This is a genomic window from uncultured Chryseobacterium sp. (genome assembly GCF_913776365.1).
Taxonomy (GTDB): Bacteria; Bacteroidota; Bacteroidia; order Flavobacteriales; family Weeksellaceae; genus Chryseobacterium.
In genome coordinates this window covers 1-19251 of sequence record NZ_CAJYMO010000036.1, presented here as the reverse complement: position 1 = coordinate 19251, position 19251 = coordinate 1, and the positions used below count along the sequence as shown (strand labels likewise).

Here is a 19251-nt window from a genome sequence, read left to right as displayed (position 1 = left end):
GACTCACGGCTTCCTCGAAGCCCGGACGCACCGTTACAATCACCCTGGCCATTCCGGACTGCATGAATGCCCTGAAGATCGGGTCATTGTCATCGGACTGGTACAGTTCCGACCAGGATTTTCTCTCGCCCCAATAGTATGGGTAAAGGTGGTAGCTCATGATTTCCCATTCGAAAGCCTGCTCCATAAATTTCACGAAAGCAGCGTATTGGTCAAGCTCTTTCTTCACCAGGATATCGGTATTGGTAAAGGTTTCCACCGCAGACCGGTCATGGGTGTAATACCTTTTCTTTCCGAAAGTCAGTTCCGTATCCGGATCCTGGTTAATCATATAGGAAATACAGTTCCTTCTCAGGATGGTATTCTCAATCTGCCTGTAGAAGCCCGGGTTGGAACCTATTTTTTTGATATCAGCTACTGCCTGCTCATACCGGGCCTGCTCTGCCTGATAAGCCTCAATAATTTTATTAAAAGTCTTCTGCAGCCATGCGTTTTTGGCTTCCTTGGTAATTTTTAAATCAACTGTAAAATTCACCGTTCCTGAGAATTCATTATAGAAAGTTGCAGAAACAGGAATGACTTGAGCATAATTAGTATCAAAACTTGTTATCTTTTTGCCTCCTGTATGTCCCCAATATCCCTCATGGTGGAATTCATTGTTTCCCAATAATGCATTAACACTTGCTCCCTGATCATCAGAAGCACCTGAACAATTTACACTTCCTGATTCTACCATATATCCTTCAGGAATCTGAATTTCATCTTTTACCGATATGAATTCTATACTTCTTACACTCTGGCTATGTTCGCCACTCAAAGACTTTCCAATACTGAAATTAGCAATTGGTTTTGAATCTACTTCTACATTATACTTACTTAGCCAGAACTTTAGTTTGGTATCGTCCTCCAGAGAAGAAAAGTTATCCAGTTTATGCAGTGCAGATTCTCTTGGGTCCACCGGCTTTACAAGATTCGGTTCCGTTTTACTGGTCACGGTCATTCCCAGCCTGTGGAGTTTGGCCGGTTCCGGGATCATGAATTCGAACATCATCCGTTTTCCGTAATTGTAGATCTGGTTTTTCACTACCTTATCCACCCATCGGAATACGCCTACGACATGGCTGTTTCCTTTGGTGTTATCGAAGCCATGCTTGTTGTTTTCCTCGAATTCCTCCAGGATCTTGTCGATCCGTTCTTCCTTCACTTTGGTCACTATCCGGTCCAATGCCCTGGCGGTGACATCCTTGGCCTCCGTTACAGCCTGGCGGTTGCTTTCCTCTTTGGAATTGTGGGTAGCATAGCTTGCATTAGCAGTTATCCCGAATGAAGGTGTTCCCAGGCTTCCTCCGCCCCAATTGGCAGAAGCTCCTGCCTGGGCTGCAAAATCTTTGGATTCCTGCAGGACTTTCGCCACTTCGTTCTGCATTTCAAATCTCTCGGTGGAAGTCGTATCGGTCAGCTTTTCCTTTTCGGATTCGGAGGATTTGGTCGTCTGGGATTCGCTGCGCTTGAATCTGCGGGTCGACCTTTCCTTATATTCGCGGGCCATGATGTTTTCGATATGGGCCACTTCGCCTTCTGCGTAGCAATAGGTGCTCTGCTCTACTTTTTTATAATCAGCCACCCCGATATTCTTCATCCCGAAACCGGAAGGAATGAACATATCGCCTGGATAGGCCGGGGTTTCCGGGCTGGCGGTTCCCGATCCCTGGCCTGAATCGGTGGCCCTGTCTCTCGGCGTCAGGGTACCTTCACCTTCGAATTTAAACATCGTATCGTGGGTATAGTCAAGTTTCCCAGACATTGTATACACGATTCCGTCATTCAGCGTTACTTCGCCTTCAATCCAAAGGATTTCATATCTTTCGATGCTGTTAACCGGGATCTTTTCCGTTCCGGTAAACAGATTGGTGACATAAGGAAGGACATCAACCTCTGCTGTAGTCCCCGTTGCCAGCACGTTCTGACTGGAAGACTTCAGCCGGTAGCTCCCGTGCACGATATGTTTTGAACCGCTGCCGTCGGTTTTCAGCAGCATCGTGTGTCCGGCTGCTGCAGGCTGGAGCCAGGTCTTGATGCCGAAAGGAATGACCGAACTACTGCCGGCTTTCGAAGTATTGGAAACCGGGACAATCACACCGCCTATATTGGCATAGGTTTCTTCGTTCAGTACGGTATTGTCGAGGACTTTCTGCTGCAGCGACTGGCTGTTCTGCTCCACCGCGCGGTTGATTTCCTCAAAAGTGGAAACCCCGGACAATGCTGCCGGAACACTGGAAACCCCGAATACCCTGCACAGTGTACTTTTGTCTTCCGTCCCCAATGCCCTTTCAATGGCTGTGGCATCGATCTCGGGTCCGAAGGTGAAGATAAATTCCGGAATTTCCACTTCACTGGAGGGGATGTTCAGGATTTCATCCTTGATCCGGTGCATTTCCATATCCAGCTCGCTGTTGGCATAGAACTTCTCCGGATCGGCAACGCTCAGCTGGGTCAGGTAATTGATCCGGTTTTCAAGGATCTGCTTCTTATTATCCGCAACGGCCGTTTCTTTCTGCAGCTGTTTCTGCAGAGGTTTTACCATTTCCTGATAATCTGCATACTGCTTTTGGTAAGCGGTATCATACTGTTTCTTATAAGCTTCCTGCATTTTTTTCAGGGAGGCCGAAAGGTCGCGGCTCTGGCGGAGCTCGATTCCCGCTTCCGCCATTTTCATGCTCCTGGCATCGTAGGGCATACTTTTCGATGCCTGCTGGGAACCGGAAGACGCTCCGGTAGAACCGGGTGCCCGGAAAAGTTCCTTAGGCAACACCACTTTAGCCTTTATTACCTCCTGATAGGATTCTTCCGTAAAATCATACACCGAGAGGATATGATGCAGGTGGAGGATCTGCATCAGCAGCTCTTTGGCATAGAACTCTTTCCGGGTTATTACCTGATAGACCAGGTTGTCCCAGATTTTCTGATCGACTACCGGAATCCCGTGGTCTGCCTTACAGGCTTTGATCTTCAGGTCGAATTCCTTCCTGCCGGCAGTCGCTTTGTTCCGGGCTACCCATACGGCATATGTGTAAAAAGGGGCATAATCATCGCCGGTTTTAAGGTCCTCTTCTGTCAGTATGGTAAAACCTGGTATTTTCCCGGGATCCTGGAAGAGTTTCTGCAAAGAAGTGGTGGCAGTGACTCCTTTATCGATGGCACTGTTTTCCCGTGAATCCTCATCCCTGAAGATGAATCTTTTTTCGATATTCCGGGGATCCGACAGTTCGGGGTTCCTCATGGTGGCAAACCTGAACAGGGTCTGCGAAGCATTGTTGGTATTTAAATCGTTTGTTGACATTTTTTTTGGTTTTTAAGATGAAGTGGGAATATTGCTTTTCATCAGCTCATCCCGGATGTTGCGGAGCCTATTTTTTAAGGTGGTTCCGAACCTGCTGTCCACCTTCCGCTTTAATTTTTCTTTTCATTGTTTTCTGTTTAAGGATTTATTTTTAAGCATACCTCAGGCTGTTCAGCATCTTTTGAATGGTGAAAACCGGGAAAGTTTAAAAAATGGAATGTTTGTTTGTGCTTTTCTTATCGCCGGTTCAAAGATATTTCGCACCGGCGACAGAACTTGTCGCAATAAAATATTTTTTTTAAAAAATTTAATCTGCGATGCTAAAGCTGCTCTCATTGTAGAACAGGGCCTCATCCGTATCACTGACATACAGCGTGACCTTTGTCTTTGATGGCAGAGAATAAGGCTTCAGGCCCGCAGGAATGATGGTAACGGGCCCTTTCTCAAAGTTGAAAATGACAATCGTCTGCCTTTTGACCAGCTTCAGAATATTGAGGTCCGAACCTTCCCTGAATAAAACATGCACCCTTGACCTTTTGCTGGCAATCTGGTAGGTATTGCTTCCTACCAGCGAAAATTCATCGGGCCGGATCTTCAGGGTATCGTCCTCAAGGATGACTTCTTCAGAGGCAGAAAACCGGCTCACAGCGCTGTCCCAACCGTCGATCCGGGCCTGACTGATGCCTGCAGCCGGATGCGTCTGGGAAACAAAGCCGGCATCTGTCCAGTCTTTGGTGGCCAGATGTGCCACGCCCCAATTGTGCTTCATATAGGGACTGCCGATCAGGCCCGACTCAAACCCGATGCCCACGGCGTTGTTCTCACGGTCTGCTTTCAGTTCAGGATTGAAATTCAATTCTGAAACCGCGTCCTGAATGTCCTCTGTACTTGCATTCATCACAATCCCGCCGCTCCAGATCCTTGATGTCACAGGTGCTACGCTCTGACCGTATACAGCATATGAAGAAGAACGGAGTACCGGAACCGAGGCTGTATTGATATCAAAGTTGTATCTGGATCCTCCCCTGACATAAATCACGGCATTTGAAGAGAATGCCATCTGATCATAGCCGATGACTTTAATCCCGTTTTTCACCCAGGTCTCATCCTGGTACCTGCAAATCGCTTTAAGAGGGGTAACGCCCCAGCCGTTACCATACACCTCAAATTCATAATAACACCAGAATCCACGGTCATTCGTTGCATAGGACGGTATGCCCATCGATGCATCCAGCGTCCTGTATACTTTGATGGTGGAAGGATAGCTGCTGTTGCATTCTACCGTAACAGGATAATACCTGGATTCATCCAGTCCTGAAGCGTCAATCAGCGTTCTTTTCCCGAATAGCCTGCCCCGTATTTCAGAGTCATTCCCGGCAGTAATGGCATTTTCCGCATTGGCGTTGCCATTGCCATCTATGGTAAAGCTCACATTGCCTTTGTTGGAGAAAACATGTTTTTTACCCGTTTCGTGATACACTTCTTCCACTACGGGATTTCCGAAATACAGCCGGTTGCTGCTGCCAGCCTCCATAATCCGGCGGCCGGTCAGAAGATTTGATTTTAATACCTGCAGAGCCAGATCCCCGGATAAACTGCCGCCCGTGAGAGGCAGGTAATACTCATTGACCCAATCCCTGTAGGCCAACTGTTTCCACGGACTGAAATCACCTGCCGTTGCAGATCTTATAAAGATTCCCTGGTCGTCATTGAATCCGATCTGTGCTCCATATCCGCCGGGTTGCGAAGCGATGCTGATGACCGAATTGGCATTATTCACCATGGGAAACATATTCCCTGAATTTGTCTCTATTTTCTGATGGTAGGTAAAATAATAATCCTTCAACAGTGTATTGGCATCAACTGTTCCCGTGTTCTCGGAAAGCAGGTGCTGATGGGTGTGCGACAGCCCCAGGTCTTTCTTCAGGATATGCCCGCCGCCACCGGTCAGGAGGTAATCATCGGTTGAGCGCTCTTTCCTTATGCCTTTCGCGGTAAGATAGGCATAGGCGGTAGTTCCGGTATTTGTTAAGCGGAATTCCCTGCCGTCAAAACTCAGAGTCCCTGAGCCGTATCCGTCTTTTTGATAGACGGCTGCCGGGTCCGATCCGTCAAACGATCTGAGCCATAGCTTCTGGCTGGATACATCACTGCCGTTTGACGTAATGAAATATTTCCTGCCGGTGACGGCCTGCTCGGTATTGAGCATCATTGCATTTTCATCCGGATTGATCCCGATATATTCCGAACCGCCCCACCGGAATTGTTTGTTATCGGCAGTGGTGATATAGATTTTTCCTTTTTCCCCCGGCTGCGGGAGTTCTGTAGCGGTGTTGAACTCCAGCACGTCGTCTACGTAGCTGGGCAGCTGGGCGGCAGGAACCTTCCCGTCTACGAGATCTGCTTTTTTATTCCAGTCCGGATGAGCAGGCGGGAAGTTTCTGTTGGTGTGCCAGTACTCCTGCATCCGGTCCCAGAACTGCTGGGAGAGCGGTGTATTTTCATTTGTCGACATTTTTTGTTATTTTTGTTTTGGTTTTTAAGATTAAAGTGGGAAGTTCTTTTTAATAGAATCCTTCCGGTTTAGCCTTATTTTTTAAGGTGGTGTCCGGCAACGGATATCCACCTTATCTTTTGGTATCTGTTCTCATCTGATAGGTCTCTGTGGCAAAGATCCATACGACCGGCGACAAAACGCGACGCATTAAAAAAAATTTAAAGAAACTTTAAAAAATTATGCAGTCCGGAAAGAACCCAGTATATACAGGCAGAAAAGGTAAGTCTGAAAGGAATCGTAGAGAACAATACATATGCGCATCAGCTACACAGAAAACAGCTGTTCTCATTTCCGGCTGACCATAAAATACATTTTTTTCGTTTCCGTCATTATGCTTCCTATCATAAAAAAACATCCCGATACCTGCTAACTTTGAAAAGTATTCATTCACTTTTTGCAACTTATTTTAATTGAAGGCTGTTCCACAGATCGTGAAACGGCCTTTTTAAATTCAGGGAACAGAATCTGCTGAAACTACGGAATACCGTTAAAACTTAAGAATAAACGCATCCCTGGCTTTTACGGGTGTATCCGGGATGCTGCTTGAATCATAAGGCTTTAAGATAGAAGCCCATTTTTAACTCATTTTACTTTATTAATTAATTGAATTATTTTCCAATATATGATGACCATAAAAACCAGGCGTGAAAAGATGAATGCCGTGTTTACGAAATACCACATCAAGGGGCTGCCTTTTGATGCCGTAATCCATCATTTCAGTGCAAAAGACCAGCATGAGCACATCCATGACCATCCGTTCAGCTTTACCTCCCATATCCTGAAAGGGAGTTATATTGAAAGGATATACACCATACAGGAGGACGGCACCTACCATTCCGTAACCGAGCACCGGAAAGAAGGTACCAGCCACTTTGTACCGGCCAACACGGTTCATGAAATCGTCGAACTTCCCGAAGGCGAATGCTTTACCCTGATCCGGCCCAATGCAAAGGAAAAAGAACCCTTCTTTTACAGGTTTGAAAACGGAAAAGCTTTCAGGAGGCAGTGGAACCGGCGCAAATTCCGGGAAATCGGAAAAGAAGGAAAGAAATGAAGGCAGCAAATTCATTCAAAGATCTCCATATTGATATAGGGAATGATAATATGATTGGTGAATCTATGGAGTTCTCTATTGTAGGATTCAGAAGTATTAATTTCGAATATATATTCTCTTTTATATTTAGAATCATATCACTTTTTTTCAGTAATTCCATCTTATGTTATTGTCGCCAACAGATGTTACAAAAATGCTGTATTTTATATTTTGAGGCTGATCTTTATTAAACTACCCAGTCAATTTATATCCATAGATCATTGTAATATTTTGCAAAAGTCTCTAATCCTTTTTTAATCTTTTCTTTAATATAATCACTTTCCATATCCTCAAATTTTTCAGGAAAATTATAGTATTCAAAAGGAAATAGCATTTCTTCTAATCTTTGGCTCCAGAACTTAAACATTGAATCCACACTCATTTTTTTTTCTTCAAAATAACTTTCATTTTTAAAATTTGGCAAGCTAGGAGTTTCTTTTCTGTCAACTTTCTCTTTAAAAGCTTTTAGCCTAGGATAAATATACTCTGCTAAAACATATTTTAAGTTATATAATTCTTCTTTATTCATTATCTAATTTTTTTAAATGATCCTTTATTATAATGTTGATTTGTAATATACGCACTACCATCACTTCCTGTAACAATTCTCGTTTTATCTCTGGTTGCTCCATTCTTTCTTTGCTCCTGAGTTGGTGGTTTATAAAGGTCATATGTAGTATAATCGACATCCCCATTTTTTCCTTTTTTTGGTAACACTTGTGAACCATCTCTACCATCATTTAAATATGGATGACCGTCTGCTTTACCGGCATCAATTTCTGCCAATTTTTTATTAATATTTCTCTGTTTAGCATTTCCAAATTTTGCTTTATTAGAATTTAAAATTATAATCTTTTGTTGTACAGCTGCAGGCAAATCTCTAACAATCAAATTATCCTTTTCTGCTGCAGGATAAGTTTCTGACCTTAAAGACGCTTCTCTGTCCCTAAAAATCTGTTCTCTTGTTATTTTAGGACTCTTAGAAGGAATTGTCTCATTATACACAGGCTGTTCTACAGGCCTTGAAAAATTAACTTGCTTAGCCGCTTGTGATATTTTATAAGCTGCTACCGCACTTATAATACCTCCAACGACATAATAGCCAAGCGGTATTTCCCATGCACCAACTTGTTTTCCATTGGGATCGATGTAGTTAACAGGATTCTGATAACAATAAATATAAGGATTCAGATTGCCCCAATTGTATACCCCGCCGTTATGCTGTCCATCACCATAAAACTGCGTTTCCATCACAGGATTGTACACTGCCAGCGGATCTACCCCATACCAGATACTCAGTCTCGGGTTGTAATACCTGGCGCCGTAATAATAAAGACCGGTTTCGCTGTCCAGCTCCTTGGCATTGAACCTGTACGGGTTCACATAAACAGCCGGTTCCTGCTGCTCCACCATGGTTTCCCCGAACGGTAAATTTAAGAAAAACTGGGTAGGTTCCGCATATTCATTCGTTACATAAGTGGCCGTGCCCAGGTGATCGCCGTGCAGGTAATAGACTCCCTGTCCCGGGGCCGGGCCTTTGGCAAATTCTTTTTCCACATCGCGCATCCTGTAGCCGGCCTTTTCAAAATAACGCCTGAAGTCCGCTTCCGTATCCGGTGCTTTTTCATTTTCCTTCTCCCCGGAATTGCCGGGACGGGTATAGAACAGGGTGCCTACATCCGTCAGCCTGCTGGCGATACGCTGGTCGCCGGTGAAGTAATGCTTGGTCAGCATCCCGTCCGAGGTGTAAACGGCATACGGGTTGGGATAGACTTTATAGCTGTCGAAGATGAATCCGTTATTGATCAGCTCACCATTCTGGTAAAGCTGGGCATCGCCGGTAAGGTTGGCCTTGATGGTACGTTCCCCTTTGTCATCATAGACATAGTACTGGAAGAGGTCCTGCGGTTTCCGGTGCACGGCCTTCAGCCGGTCCTGTTCGTCCCAGAAGAAATGGTCTATGGTAGTGCCGTCAGCGGTCGTATAATCCGTAACGTTGCCGTTGCCGTCGTATTCGAAATATTCCGCATTGCCGCTGTTGCTGTCGGTAATCCTTTCCACCTTATGGGTACCGTGGATGTAATCATAGTGGTGGGTATAGGTATTGGCCATATTGCCTGTCCCGTTCTGCTCATGGTGCTGTGCTTTGGTTTCTATACCGCTGGTTTTGTTGTAAGACAGTTCCGTGTTGTAGCTGGCATTGATGTTCCCGGCAATGGTTGTCGGCGGCGTTCCTTCTTTGATGCCCGGCTCGGAATTCCCGAAAGACCTCACCAGCCTGTTGAGCAGGTCATACTGGTACTGGAAGGCATAATCGCCCCCGAAGCCGGTATCGGTTGTCGCGCTGAGGTTTTTAATGCCCGTGATATTGCTGGCATAGTCGTAGCTGTAGATGCCGTCCAGCAGCGGCGGATGGTTCGGACGTTCCAGCAGATGGTTTTTCAGTCTTCTCTTTTCCGGCTCATATGTGAAAGAAGACGACGTATCGTTTCCGAAAACGATTTTCTTACGCTGCTCATATTCATCATACTCAATGTTTATCACATATTCATAATCACTGTCATTGTAAACATGCTTCAGGTTTCCGCCCAGGTCATATTCATAATGGACAACTTCCTGGTCAGGATACATGATCTCCCGGATCCTGTTCCAGCTGTCATACCGGTAAGAGGTGCTGAAGCCTAGGGTAGGCATATAGAAGCCGTATACGGAGCGGTACTCATTGGTAAGTTCTCCCATCTTGCCATACTGGTAATAGGAGGTGCCCGTACCGTCCTGCTTCTGGATAATCCGTCCTGCCGCATTTCCTGATGACCCGTACGTATAGGATACGTTGGCCGGGTTGCTGCCGGAAGGGAGATCCGGTAATTTAATCTCCTTCAGCCGGTTATAGTGGTAAATGTAATGGATCGCAATGCCGCCGCTGTTGTTGCTGAGGTTATTGTTCATCATATACGTAAGCTGTCCTGCTTTGCTGTAGCTGTACTTGGTCTGTCCGCGGTCCGGATGCAGCTGCCCTCTCCGCCTGCCGCCCATATCGTAGCTGAAGCTTGTTTCCAGGCCTTCGGGGTCAACCACACTCAGGAGTTCCCCCTACCTGATTGTAGGTAAACAGGGAAGTCAGCACCTGGCCCGGAAGGTAATTCCTGGTTTCCACCGTTTTTCCTTCGGCGTCGGCCAGGACTTCTGTCCGGATCTCATCGGAAGCGTTCTGCATCTGGATCGTTTCCGTCCTGAACCTGCCGTTGTCTATAAAAAATTTATTGTCGACGGGATATCCGGCTTCATCAATGGAAGAGACTTTACGGTCTTTATAATCGTATGCTGCGGAGGTATGATAGGATGAAAGCGCAAGGCTCAGTTTGTTATTGACTGCCGCATCCTTATTTTCAAATACCGGATGGTACTGAAGAACGCTCCTTCCCAGGTTGTCATCGACCCCCCTTCCTGAAACGGACATTTTTTCCAGTCCGTCGATCTCAATATCTTTCTTCACCTGGATCACCTCCCCTTTTACATCGGCAAAGGAAACCGTTTCGATATCGTTACCCGGGTGATCAGGATCAAGATGTGTGGTTTTCGCCGTGAACAGGTAGATCTTATTGCCGTTGCTCAGGGTAACAGGCGTATCATAATATTGGTAAAGGATCGTGAATGCCTGTGCCTGCAGGTCATTGGGCCCCATTACCCATAGCGGCCGGCCATAGGCATCATGTTGATACCGCATCTTATTCCCGGAGACATCGGTGGATTCCGTAACGGTATCCAGCAACGGATTATAGGTTGCATATGACGACAGGTTGAAGACAGGATCTTTTACCTGGATTACATATTTACCCATCGGATCATAAAAATATTCCAGCTCCGGCCGCTCATTGAACTCGTTCGGCGGATATTTTACGGTTTTGATATTTCCGATCGTGGTATAAGGAGCAACATACAAGTTGGTGACTGCAGCAGGATCGGTAAGCCTTTCGATCCTGTTATGATTCGCTAAAAAATAAAGCTGGTTGTTGTATTCATACCATCCGCCCATATCAACAACAGTGATGGTATTGCCTACTCCGATTTTAAACTCGCTGACGGCTCCCGTCGTTAAATTTTTCACATACGTTTTCGACGAATTGTAATTGTAAAACAGGTAATTTTTGAATATATAAAAGGTCTCACAGTAAGAAGCTTCAAGCGTAGTGCCGCAATTGAAGTAGACAAGATTCTGGTAAAACATGAGGTTACGCGGTCTTGCAAAAAAATAGGCGGAAGAAACCATAACCGGAGAAGAGAATACCATGGCTTCATTATTGTCAAGATTCACCCTTGCTAACTGGTACCTTTGGGTACCGTTGATGACCTTTGTGGTATAACAGTAAAACAGATTGTCCTTCCTGAGAATGGGAACCATAGACCGGTCGGTCCCGTCCAGCCCGGAATCTGCAGGCGCAGGGATCCAGGTAACAGACTGGGCAAAAGCGTGGAGTGAAAAAATAAGAAATAAAAATAACAATCTTTTTTTTATGATTTTATCTTTATCGTTTTTAACATTGGAATCAGCTGATGGAATGTTCTCATAACCTTCCGGGCCGGGATTGTTTTTGCTTCCAAATCCGGGAAGTTCTGCAGTACTTTTATATAAAAAAGTTTTTCTTCTGCTGCCGCTCTTATTCTTTTATGATCTTACGGCTGACCGCCTTTCCTGTTCTGGTGATGGCCGTAACCACGTAAACGCCTTTTTCAAGAGAGGCCGCGTTCACCGAAGTCACCGTACCCGAAGGCCGGGCCACCGTTTTACCGGAAAGATCAGTGATCCTGACACCGGAAACTTCCTCTGAGAAATACAGCGTCTGCTTTACCGGATTGGGATACAGGGCAATGCCTTCCTGTTTTCTTACATCGGTGTCCGTAACGGAAAGCGTGCCTGCCGTATTCAGGCGGGTAATATGGTTCTGGTCAACGGTTTTATAAGAAGTAAACCAACCTCCGACTACCATTTTCCCATCCGGCTGCAGCAGGATGGTTTCCACATTGCTGATGGTGCCCACGAATCCGGTGCCGATATCAAAGCTGGTATCCAGGATGCCGTTGGCATTCAGGCGGGCCATGCATCTGCGGCTGATCCCGTTGTAATACAGGAAGCCGCCGCCAACCAGGATTTTACCGTCCGGCTGAAGGGTGAAAGTATTCACAAAATAATTATCGAATCCCGAGGCTGAGGCAAAGGAAGCGTCTACACTTCCGTCGGTATTCAGCCGGGCAATCCGGTTCTGGGTGGTTCCGTTATAGGTGGTGAAATATCCGCCGACCAGGATCTTGCCGTCCGGCTGTACGGCTACGGCATTCACATAGTTATTGGTCAGGCTGCCGCCGAATCCGGTTCCAACGTTAAAAGTGGTGTCAAGGGTTCCGTTGGCATTGATCCGGGTAATGTATTTACGGCTTCCCGGCCCGTAGGAGGAAAATGTCCCGCCGGCCACAATTTTACCATCCGCCTGCAGGGCGATGGACTTAACATCGAAATTGAATCCCGCTCCGCTGTTGAATGAGGCATCCGGGCTTCCGTCCGGGTTCAGCCGGGCGATCCCTTTCTGGCTCGTTCCGTTATAGACACTGAAACGGCCGGCCGCCACAATTTTCCCGTCGGGCTGTATGGCCAGGGTGTTGATAAAGCTCATCCCGGTAGATGACAGAGGTCTGAATCCTGTTCCGATCACGAAAGAAGGGTCGATACTGCCGTCCGTATTCAGGCGGACGATCCCTTCACACGGTACATCATTATAGGTCGTAAAGTCCCCGCCCACTACGATTTTTCCGTCCGCCTGCAGGGCGACGGCATAGACCACATTATCGAATCCGGTTCCGGTGCTGAAGGAAGCATCATAGCTGCCGTCGGCATTCAGGCGGGCAATCCGGTTCCGGGTCAGGTCTTTGTAGGTGGTAAAAAAGCCGCCGGCCACGATTTTCCCATCCGGCTGCAGGACCGCAGCCATCACCGTATTATCGAATCCGGTCCCGATGGCAAACGAAGGATCGATCTCCGCATAGTTCTGGGCAGAAGCATTTCCGGTAAACAGAATGAAGAATAAAATGATAGGCAAAAGCAGAAATTTTTTCATGGTCTTAGCTTGATTTTATGATGGCGCAGGAAGGTTCAGGTTTCCTGCGGCGCAAAGATAGGGAAAGTCCGGGAAGTTAGGTACCGGTTTTTGGAGGTTTTAGCATGCAGGCAATAACGCACCTCCGGCATTTGCAAAATACCTGATCCTTTACAGAATAAAATATCCGCGCCTTCAGGTATTTTACCGGATAATTTTTACCTTTACCTCAGGCGAATGAACAGAAATCGCTTTATCTTTAAGCCTTAAATAAAATCAGATAACCGCTATGGAACAGAAAATACACCAGGGAAGAAACGTAAAACGCTTCAGGGAAATGCTGGGCATCAAGCAGGAAGCCCTGGCCTTCGACCTCGGCGAAGACTGGAACCAGAAGAAAATCTCCCTCCTCGAACAGAAGGCCACCATCGAAGCCCCACTCCTGCAGGCCATTTCCAACGTCCTGAAAATCCCCGTAGAAGCCTTTCAGAATTTTGACGAGGAGCAGGCGGTGAATATTATTTCCAATACATTTGGAGAACACGCTTTTACAAATTCTTTCAACTACGGAACCATTAATTTTCATCCTATAATAGAAATTTTAAAACTTCACGAGGAAAAGATTGCTTTGTATGAGAGGATGCTGAAGGAGAAGGAGGAGATGATGGAAAGATTGGATAGGCTTATTAATAAAGTTTAATTAATTAAGGATAACTATATGGATCCGGCTCAACTGATGGTTGAGCCGGATTTGTTTTGTGATGGAATGATTACAGTAGTTAGAAAAACAGAAAATGGCTGATTGGTTCGCTGCGTTTATAAATTACGGGTTCCATCATGAGGAATTCATTTATTTTCGTATTATTGGGATCATTATCGCTTTAACCATGAAGAAAATTGTACTGGCAGGATTATTTACGTGTGTTGTGCTGATTGTTCCGGCACAGAACAAAGCAGTCATGGAAGTGAATTATGAAACCAAAATAATTTCCGACAGCCTGAACCGCGATAAGGTCAGTATGTATGCGTCTACCCTTCTGTGCAGCAATATAGAATCTGTTTATTTCAGCCGGGAAGCACAGGCTTTTTATAAAGGTCTTTCAAAAATGACAATCAGCACCAGCGCGGGAGTCATTCCCAAATATCCGAAATCGGTAGGCAACGTTTACAAAACAAAAGAAAATCTGTCGGTTTCGCTTCCTGTTGGCAAATACATCTTTACTTACGAGGAACCCCAATTGAAATGGGAAATCCTGAACGAAACCAAAGACATCAAAGGATTTAAAACCCGGTTAGCAAAAACCACCACCGATACCGGTGATACCTATTTTGCCTGGTTTACCCATGACATCATGATCCCTGACGGACCTTTCCGCTTCAAAGGCCTTTCCGGACTAATTCTCGAAGTCTACAACAAAAACCGGACGATCGAAATCTACGCCACCGATATTAAAAAATCCGATGAAGCGATAGAACCCCTGAAATATGGTGATGCCGTCAAAACCAGATCCAAACAGCAGTTTCTGGAAGCAAGAAAGAACTACCTCGAAAACCCGTCGATGTATAATGGAAATCTGAAAATATTTGATTCCAACGGTAATGAAAGGACGAAAATGATGGCGGAACGTCTGAAGAGGGTGAATGTGTTTTTGGATTGAGCGTATAAAATATCTTTATCATTACGTCCTGGATACTTACAAATATTTCCGATACATCAGTTATTTTTATATAAATTTAATTTATGCCGAAACAAAATAATGTCAATCCGATTGATAAATTAATTAAGCTTCACAAGGAAAAGATTGCTTTGTATGAAAAGATGCTAAAGTAGAAGGGGGAGATGATGGAACGGTTGGAGCGGCTTGTTAGTGAGTTAGTTTAGTAATTTGAGATAATTGCTTTTCCGAACATGTGATGCAAGTAATAATCTGTATTACTTTAAAATGTGAATTATGATTTGCTAGGTGAGTTAAGAACAAACCATTTTTAGAATATTATTACTATAAATGATATCTTTTAGGACAATTATTTTTTTCTCTTTTATTAATATTTTAAGCAATTTTATTTACAAATATGATATCATAGGAAAAAATATTTTTATAATTATTTTGTAAAATATCCATTATATTCTTTAAATAATTTTAGAAGTTACTTCCTCAACGAATAGCTCTAAGCTACAATTTTTGTCTAGAAAATTACCTTTTTGGACCTTTTTCTTTTTGCTAAAGTCCTTACTAAGACTCTTATAATTATCATAATCTACTATACTTGATATATTCTTTCTATTTAATTCGTATTGCAACTTTTCTTTCGGGCTAACAGAAGAGCATGTATTTTTATCATAGTAAATAGTTAATATCCATGCATCCATTTCTTCGATTGTAACAGCATGAAAAGTTCTTTCTATAATTTCTGATTTTTCAAGCCATTCATCTATTTTAGAAACTACTTCTTTTCTTAATTGGTGACAGTAATTATGATTTGTCTTCTGCTTTATAGGTCTAGTCACAGAATATTGATCAGCTTCAGCAGTATCTAAATGAATTACAATAAAATCACCGTCTGTTTCAAGAAAATCTTCAATGAGTTCTTTTCTTTTACACTCCATCATAACAAGTGACCAGTTACTAAACTCTATATCTTTTTTTATATGTAAATCAGTTTCATCAAATAAATACTGAGGTCTTAGAGCAATTAAATCATTTGAATCAATATCAACGATTCCTTTTAATATATTTTCTAACACTGCACGATCGCTATGCCCTTCACAAATAATACCAATTCTCATATTAAAAATTTTTAGGGACAGCTCCTAAAAGCCCTTTGATCCACATATCTGATAGTCTGAAAGGTTTATCACTTAGATCCTTTTTAAATTTTATTCTACGTGTTTTAGTTTTTCCATTATCATCTCGATAAACTTCAAATAATCGCTGCTCATCATCTAATAAATTTAAACCATCAAGAATTGCAGGATTATGAGTTGTAATTAAAACCTGTTTTCCTCGCTCTTCAGCTAACTTAGCAAGTAATTTTATAAGTACCCTACATAATTTAGGGTTTAATGCCGTTTCAATATTATCAATTGCAAATATTTTTGGAGTTTTATTACTAATAAATAAAGCTAAATAGAATAGTACATGTAATATACCTTCATTAGAATTTTCAGCAGAAAAAGTATTATTTTGTTTTTGCATAAACTTATCTACAAATAATAATGTTGAAGCACTTCTTCCAAGTTTCAATCCATCCATTTTTGCCTTTTCATCTTTATCGTTAGAAATACTAACTAACCAATCAAATAATTCAACACAGTAATTTGTCAGCAAAGTTCTCTCATATGAATTAAAATTTGCTATCAACAAATCTAAACCTTCTCCATTAATACCTAAAGGGGTTCTTCTACTATCAGCCGGAATTACACCTCTCAAAGATTTTGTATTTAAATCATATATTGCGTAATCTGACAGTTCAGGCAATGTTTCACCTTTTACAAGATATGTTAAATTCTCAATATTTTCCGAGACGAGCTTACGACTTTTATCAACTTCTTCCTTATCTTTATATTTTTCAAATAAATCTTCAAATAACTTAATTACCCGCGTAATTTCATTCTTGTCAGTCCATTTAGTGAAAATATCATTAGGATTTTCTGGGACTAAATTGACTTCATTTGAATGAAATTCTGAATCTTTTATATATTCAAATTTGAAATCTATTGATTCCTTCTGATTTTCAGAATTAAACGAGCTAATTGTAAGATTTGGACGTGCAATTCTAACTCCCCTACCATATAATCCCTCAAAATCACCTTCATTATTACTTGATGCGCTTACCATTGCAAAAGCCTCTAAAATATTGCTTTTACCACTACCATTTGTACCGATAAATACATTAAATCGACCTAAATCAATATTATTTTCATCAATAGATTTAAAATTTTTAATACTAAATTTTGTTAATTTAAAATCAGTAGCAAGATTTTGAGGAAATTGATTTAATTTAAAATTCTCTATAGCCAAATCCCAGTTTTTAGAGCCAAATTCTTTTATAGTTTCCGCAGCAAGATCTGATAAAGCGTAGTTAGTTAAAGAACTTGTTGGACTTAATTCACCATCTGGATTTAAAACAACTAAATTAAAATTAATAAAAGGATTTAGGGCTTGTTTACGAAATGATTCCCTAGTATTAGGCTTATAATCTGCATTATAATAATTATTTACAAAAGTCATTATATCCTTAGTCAATCTTAATCTTTTCGATGTAACATTTTCCCATTTATCCTCGGGTTTGATTCCTGCTAAGGCGAGCAAAGTTAATGCTGACAACTTATTTTGTTGAGCTACTGGAAGTCCTAAATCTTCTAATATAATTTGTGCTTCTGTAATCTTTTTATTTTCCATTATTAAAATGTTGGAATATTCAAATGTTTATTAACAATTATATCAATGTCATACTGTTTACTATTTTCAATACTTGTAATTATTTCTCTACCTATTTCCTCAATTATTTTAAGAGCAGGTAGTGGCAAATTTTTTAGCTCAGTAGCACTTACATTAATATTTCCATTAAATGTTCTAAAATATAAATCTAAAATTTTACTATTTAATATTGCTGCTATGCCATAAGTTTGAAAGATAGATAATGTATTTGTTTTACTATAAACATAGTTTAAATGATTTTCTATTCCAATTTTTCCAAAATTATTAAAAAAATCTTTAGTAATTGGCGCTGCAACAATTCTTTTTAAATCATCTTTTGAGCTAAATCTACGGATTAAAATTAAATTTCCTTTATTAAAAAGACGTTTTTGAGTTAGCTCATTATCAATCAAATACTGCCCTTTGGGTTTTCCTTTAATTTTATAATTTGGCCAAAGAATCTGCATTTGATAGACGTTATGCAACCAGATTAAAGGAATTGTACTATTATCTTCTACAAATTTAATCAAATCCGTACTTCTAAAATCAACTATTGGACCTGTAGATACTTCAAAACCATATTTTTTTAAAGAACCATTCCAACTTTTAAATAATTTAATAATTTCGTTATCATTATTTGTTAATGGAATATGTATAATTTTTTGTTCTGAATTAAAATCTATTAAAGTTGAAATTAAATAACTTTTTGAGAAAGCTTTGGAAATATCTGATAAATCTATTGAGGATGATAATAGAACATGATAATCACTTAATTTTTCATTTCTAGATGCTGATAAAATAATGTTTTCTTGTAATACATTATCTTTTTTGAATGCTTTATCTCTAGAATCAAATATATGTATAGCATTAAGGTTTACGTATTTGAGAAATTCTTCTCTAAATAGTCTAAAATAACTTCCTGAACAGAAACTACGAGGTATAATAAATATTAATTGGCCATTAGATTTTAATAATCTTGCAGAGATGGCCATGAAAATAATATAAATATTTGATTGCCCATAAATTACTGATTTTGCAACTTCCTTTCTTATATCATCTTTTGATAATTTAAAGTATGGAGGATTGGAAATAATAATATCAAATTCGGGTGACGAGATTTTTTGACCTTCTAATACCGAAGAATTATAAAGTATAAAATCATTTTTTAATAACTGATAAGAAAAAGAAATATTTTTTTTAGAAAGCCACTTTGTCAAATATTCATAATTAGCTTCTGTCAATGTAAATATATCAGGATCATTTTCAAACGCTATTAGATCTATATCATTAACATTCTGCTCAAGCACTAACTTTTGAATTAGAATTGTAGATAAAATACCAATTCCACAACCTGGATCTAAAAGTTTAACCTTTTTCTTTTTTACCTGATTAAAATCTGCAATAAAATTTGCTAAATTTAATGGGGTAAAATATTGTCCATTTCTTTTTTTATGAGTTGTTGTCACTAAATTAGAATAATAGTTTCCTAATCTATCAGCATATACACCTGGATCTTCATCATTAGTTGGTAAGGGAAATTGTAATGACATTTTGATTAAATTTTCAAAAGATAAAAGAACGCTTTAATAATTAGAATGACAATAATTGTTATCTAATAATAATTTTAAAATACAAAAACCCCTATTTAGGGGTTTTAAAATTTAGAAGAAAAAGTCTATCTTCAAACGTGGTCCCACTTGGGCTCGAACCAAGGACAACCTGATTATGAGTCAGGGACTCTAACCAACTGA

Annotated in this window: 12 protein-coding genes and 1 pseudogene; 4 read left to right on the top strand and 9 right to left on the bottom strand. The window is 41.5% G+C overall.

What is annotated here, in order from left to right:
• Together QZ735_RS02135 and QZ735_RS02130 are read right to left on the bottom strand one after the other, a co-directional pair.
• On the bottom strand, nucleotides 1-3340 hold a 3340-nt coding region (locus QZ735_RS02135; protein WP_294243732.1), incomplete at its 3' end, for a hypothetical protein.
• Between the two features lie 307 nt (nucleotides 3341-3647).
• Nucleotides 3648-5855: a hypothetical protein gene (locus QZ735_RS02130; RefSeq protein ID WP_294243730.1), complete on the bottom strand. Its 2208-nt coding sequence runs from the start codon at nucleotides 5853-5855 to the stop codon at nucleotides 3648-3650.
• Nucleotides 5856-6519: 664 nt separating this feature from the next.
• Between QZ735_RS02130 and QZ735_RS02125 the strand changes: the two genes are divergently transcribed.
• Nucleotides 6520-6951 (top strand): hypothetical protein, encoded by a 432-nt coding sequence (locus QZ735_RS02125; RefSeq protein ID WP_294243728.1) that lies wholly within the window; start codon nucleotides 6520-6522, stop codon nucleotides 6949-6951.
• A gap of 244 nt (nucleotides 6952-7195) precedes the next feature.
• Here the strand turns inward: QZ735_RS02125 and QZ735_RS02120 are convergent, their stop codons facing one another.
• From QZ735_RS02120 to QZ735_RS02105, 4 genes are all read right to left on the bottom strand, one after another.
• The gene (locus QZ735_RS02120; RefSeq protein WP_294243726.1) at nucleotides 7196-7519 is read right to left on the bottom strand and encodes a hypothetical protein; all 324 of its coding nucleotides are present in this window, start codon (nucleotides 7517-7519) and stop codon (nucleotides 7196-7198) included.
• The gene (locus tag QZ735_RS02115; protein WP_294243724.1) at nucleotides 7519-10068 is read right to left on the bottom strand and encodes an RHS repeat-associated core domain-containing protein; all 2550 of its coding nucleotides are present in this window, start codon (nucleotides 10066-10068) and stop codon (nucleotides 7519-7521) included. Before QZ735_RS02115 ends, QZ735_RS02120 begins: the two co-directional genes overlap by 1 nt.
• Nucleotides 10061-11494: a hypothetical protein gene (locus QZ735_RS02110; protein WP_294243722.1), complete on the bottom strand. Its 1434-nt coding sequence runs from the start codon at nucleotides 11492-11494 to the stop codon at nucleotides 10061-10063. Before QZ735_RS02110 ends, QZ735_RS02115 begins: the two co-directional genes overlap by 8 nt.
• Before the next feature lie 154 nt (nucleotides 11495-11648).
• Nucleotides 11649-13100 carry a T9SS type A sorting domain-containing protein gene (locus QZ735_RS02105; RefSeq protein WP_294243720.1) on the bottom strand — a complete coding sequence of 484 codons (1452 nt, stop codon included), beginning with the start codon at nucleotides 13098-13100 and terminating at the stop codon, nucleotides 11649-11651.
• Nucleotides 13101-13368: 268 nt separating this feature from the next.
• On the opposite strand from QZ735_RS02105, the gene QZ735_RS02100 reads away from it, so the two are divergent.
• From QZ735_RS02100 to QZ735_RS02090, 3 genes and pseudogenes are all read left to right on the top strand, one after another.
• Complete coding sequence (locus QZ735_RS02100; RefSeq protein WP_294243718.1) at nucleotides 13369-13779, top strand: helix-turn-helix transcriptional regulator; 411 nt, start codon at nucleotides 13369-13371, stop codon at nucleotides 13777-13779.
• A 187-nt stretch (nucleotides 13780-13966) separates the two neighbouring features.
• Nucleotides 13967-14737, top strand: a complete 771-nt coding sequence (locus tag QZ735_RS02095) for a GLPGLI family protein (protein ID WP_294243716.1) — start codon at nucleotides 13967-13969, stop codon at nucleotides 14735-14737.
• A gap of 95 nt (nucleotides 14738-14832) precedes the next feature.
• Nucleotides 14833-14910, top strand: a pseudogene (locus tag QZ735_RS02090) (XRE family transcriptional regulator); the annotation flags it as partial.
• A 300-nt stretch (nucleotides 14911-15210) separates the two neighbouring features.
• Here QZ735_RS02090 and QZ735_RS02085 read toward each other — a convergent pair.
• Genes QZ735_RS02085 through QZ735_RS02075 form a run of 3 tightly spaced genes read right to left on the bottom strand, consistent with a single transcriptional unit; the run spans nucleotide 15211 to nucleotide 19050 of the window.
• Nucleotides 15211-15867 carry a hypothetical protein gene (locus QZ735_RS02085; RefSeq protein ID WP_294243714.1) on the bottom strand — a complete coding sequence of 219 codons (657 nt, stop codon included), beginning with the start codon at nucleotides 15865-15867 and terminating at the stop codon, nucleotides 15211-15213.
• A gap of 1 nt (nucleotide 15868) precedes the next feature.
• Nucleotides 15869-17482, bottom strand: a complete 1614-nt coding sequence (locus tag QZ735_RS02080; RefSeq protein ID WP_294243712.1) for an AAA family ATPase — start codon at nucleotides 17480-17482, stop codon at nucleotides 15869-15871.
• 2 nt (nucleotides 17483-17484) lie between these two features.
• Nucleotides 17485-19050 carry an Eco57I restriction-modification methylase domain-containing protein gene (locus QZ735_RS02075; RefSeq protein ID WP_294243710.1) on the bottom strand — a complete coding sequence of 522 codons (1566 nt, stop codon included), beginning with the start codon at nucleotides 19048-19050 and terminating at the stop codon, nucleotides 17485-17487.
• Between the last annotated feature and the right edge of the window lie 201 nt (nucleotides 19051-19251).

Coding starts and splice junctions, on each gene's coding strand:
- QZ735_RS02130 (WP_294243730.1), bottom strand. CDS start 5,855: ATGTCGACAAATGAAAATACACCGCTCTCCCAGCAGTTCTGGGACCGG.
- QZ735_RS02125 (WP_294243728.1), top strand. CDS start 6,520: ATGATGACCATAAAAACCAGGCGTGAAAAGATGAATGCCGTGTTTACG.
- QZ735_RS02120 (WP_294243726.1), bottom strand. CDS start 7,519: ATGAATAAAGAAGAATTATATAACTTAAAATATGTTTTAGCAGAGTAT.
- QZ735_RS02105 (WP_294243720.1), bottom strand. CDS start 13,100: ATGAAAAAATTTCTGCTTTTGCCTATCATTTTATTCTTCATTCTGTTT.
- QZ735_RS02100 (WP_294243718.1), top strand. CDS start 13,369: ATGGAACAGAAAATACACCAGGGAAGAAACGTAAAACGCTTCAGGGAA.
- QZ735_RS02095 (WP_294243716.1), top strand. CDS start 13,967: ATGAAGAAAATTGTACTGGCAGGATTATTTACGTGTGTTGTGCTGATT.
- QZ735_RS02085 (WP_294243714.1), bottom strand. CDS start 15,867: ATGAGAATTGGTATTATTTGTGAAGGGCATAGCGATCGTGCAGTGTTA.
- QZ735_RS02080 (WP_294243712.1), bottom strand. CDS start 17,482: ATGGAAAATAAAAAGATTACAGAAGCACAAATTATATTAGAAGATTTA.
- QZ735_RS02075 (WP_294243710.1), bottom strand. CDS start 19,050: ATGTCATTACAATTTCCCTTACCAACTAATGATGAAGATCCAGGTGTA.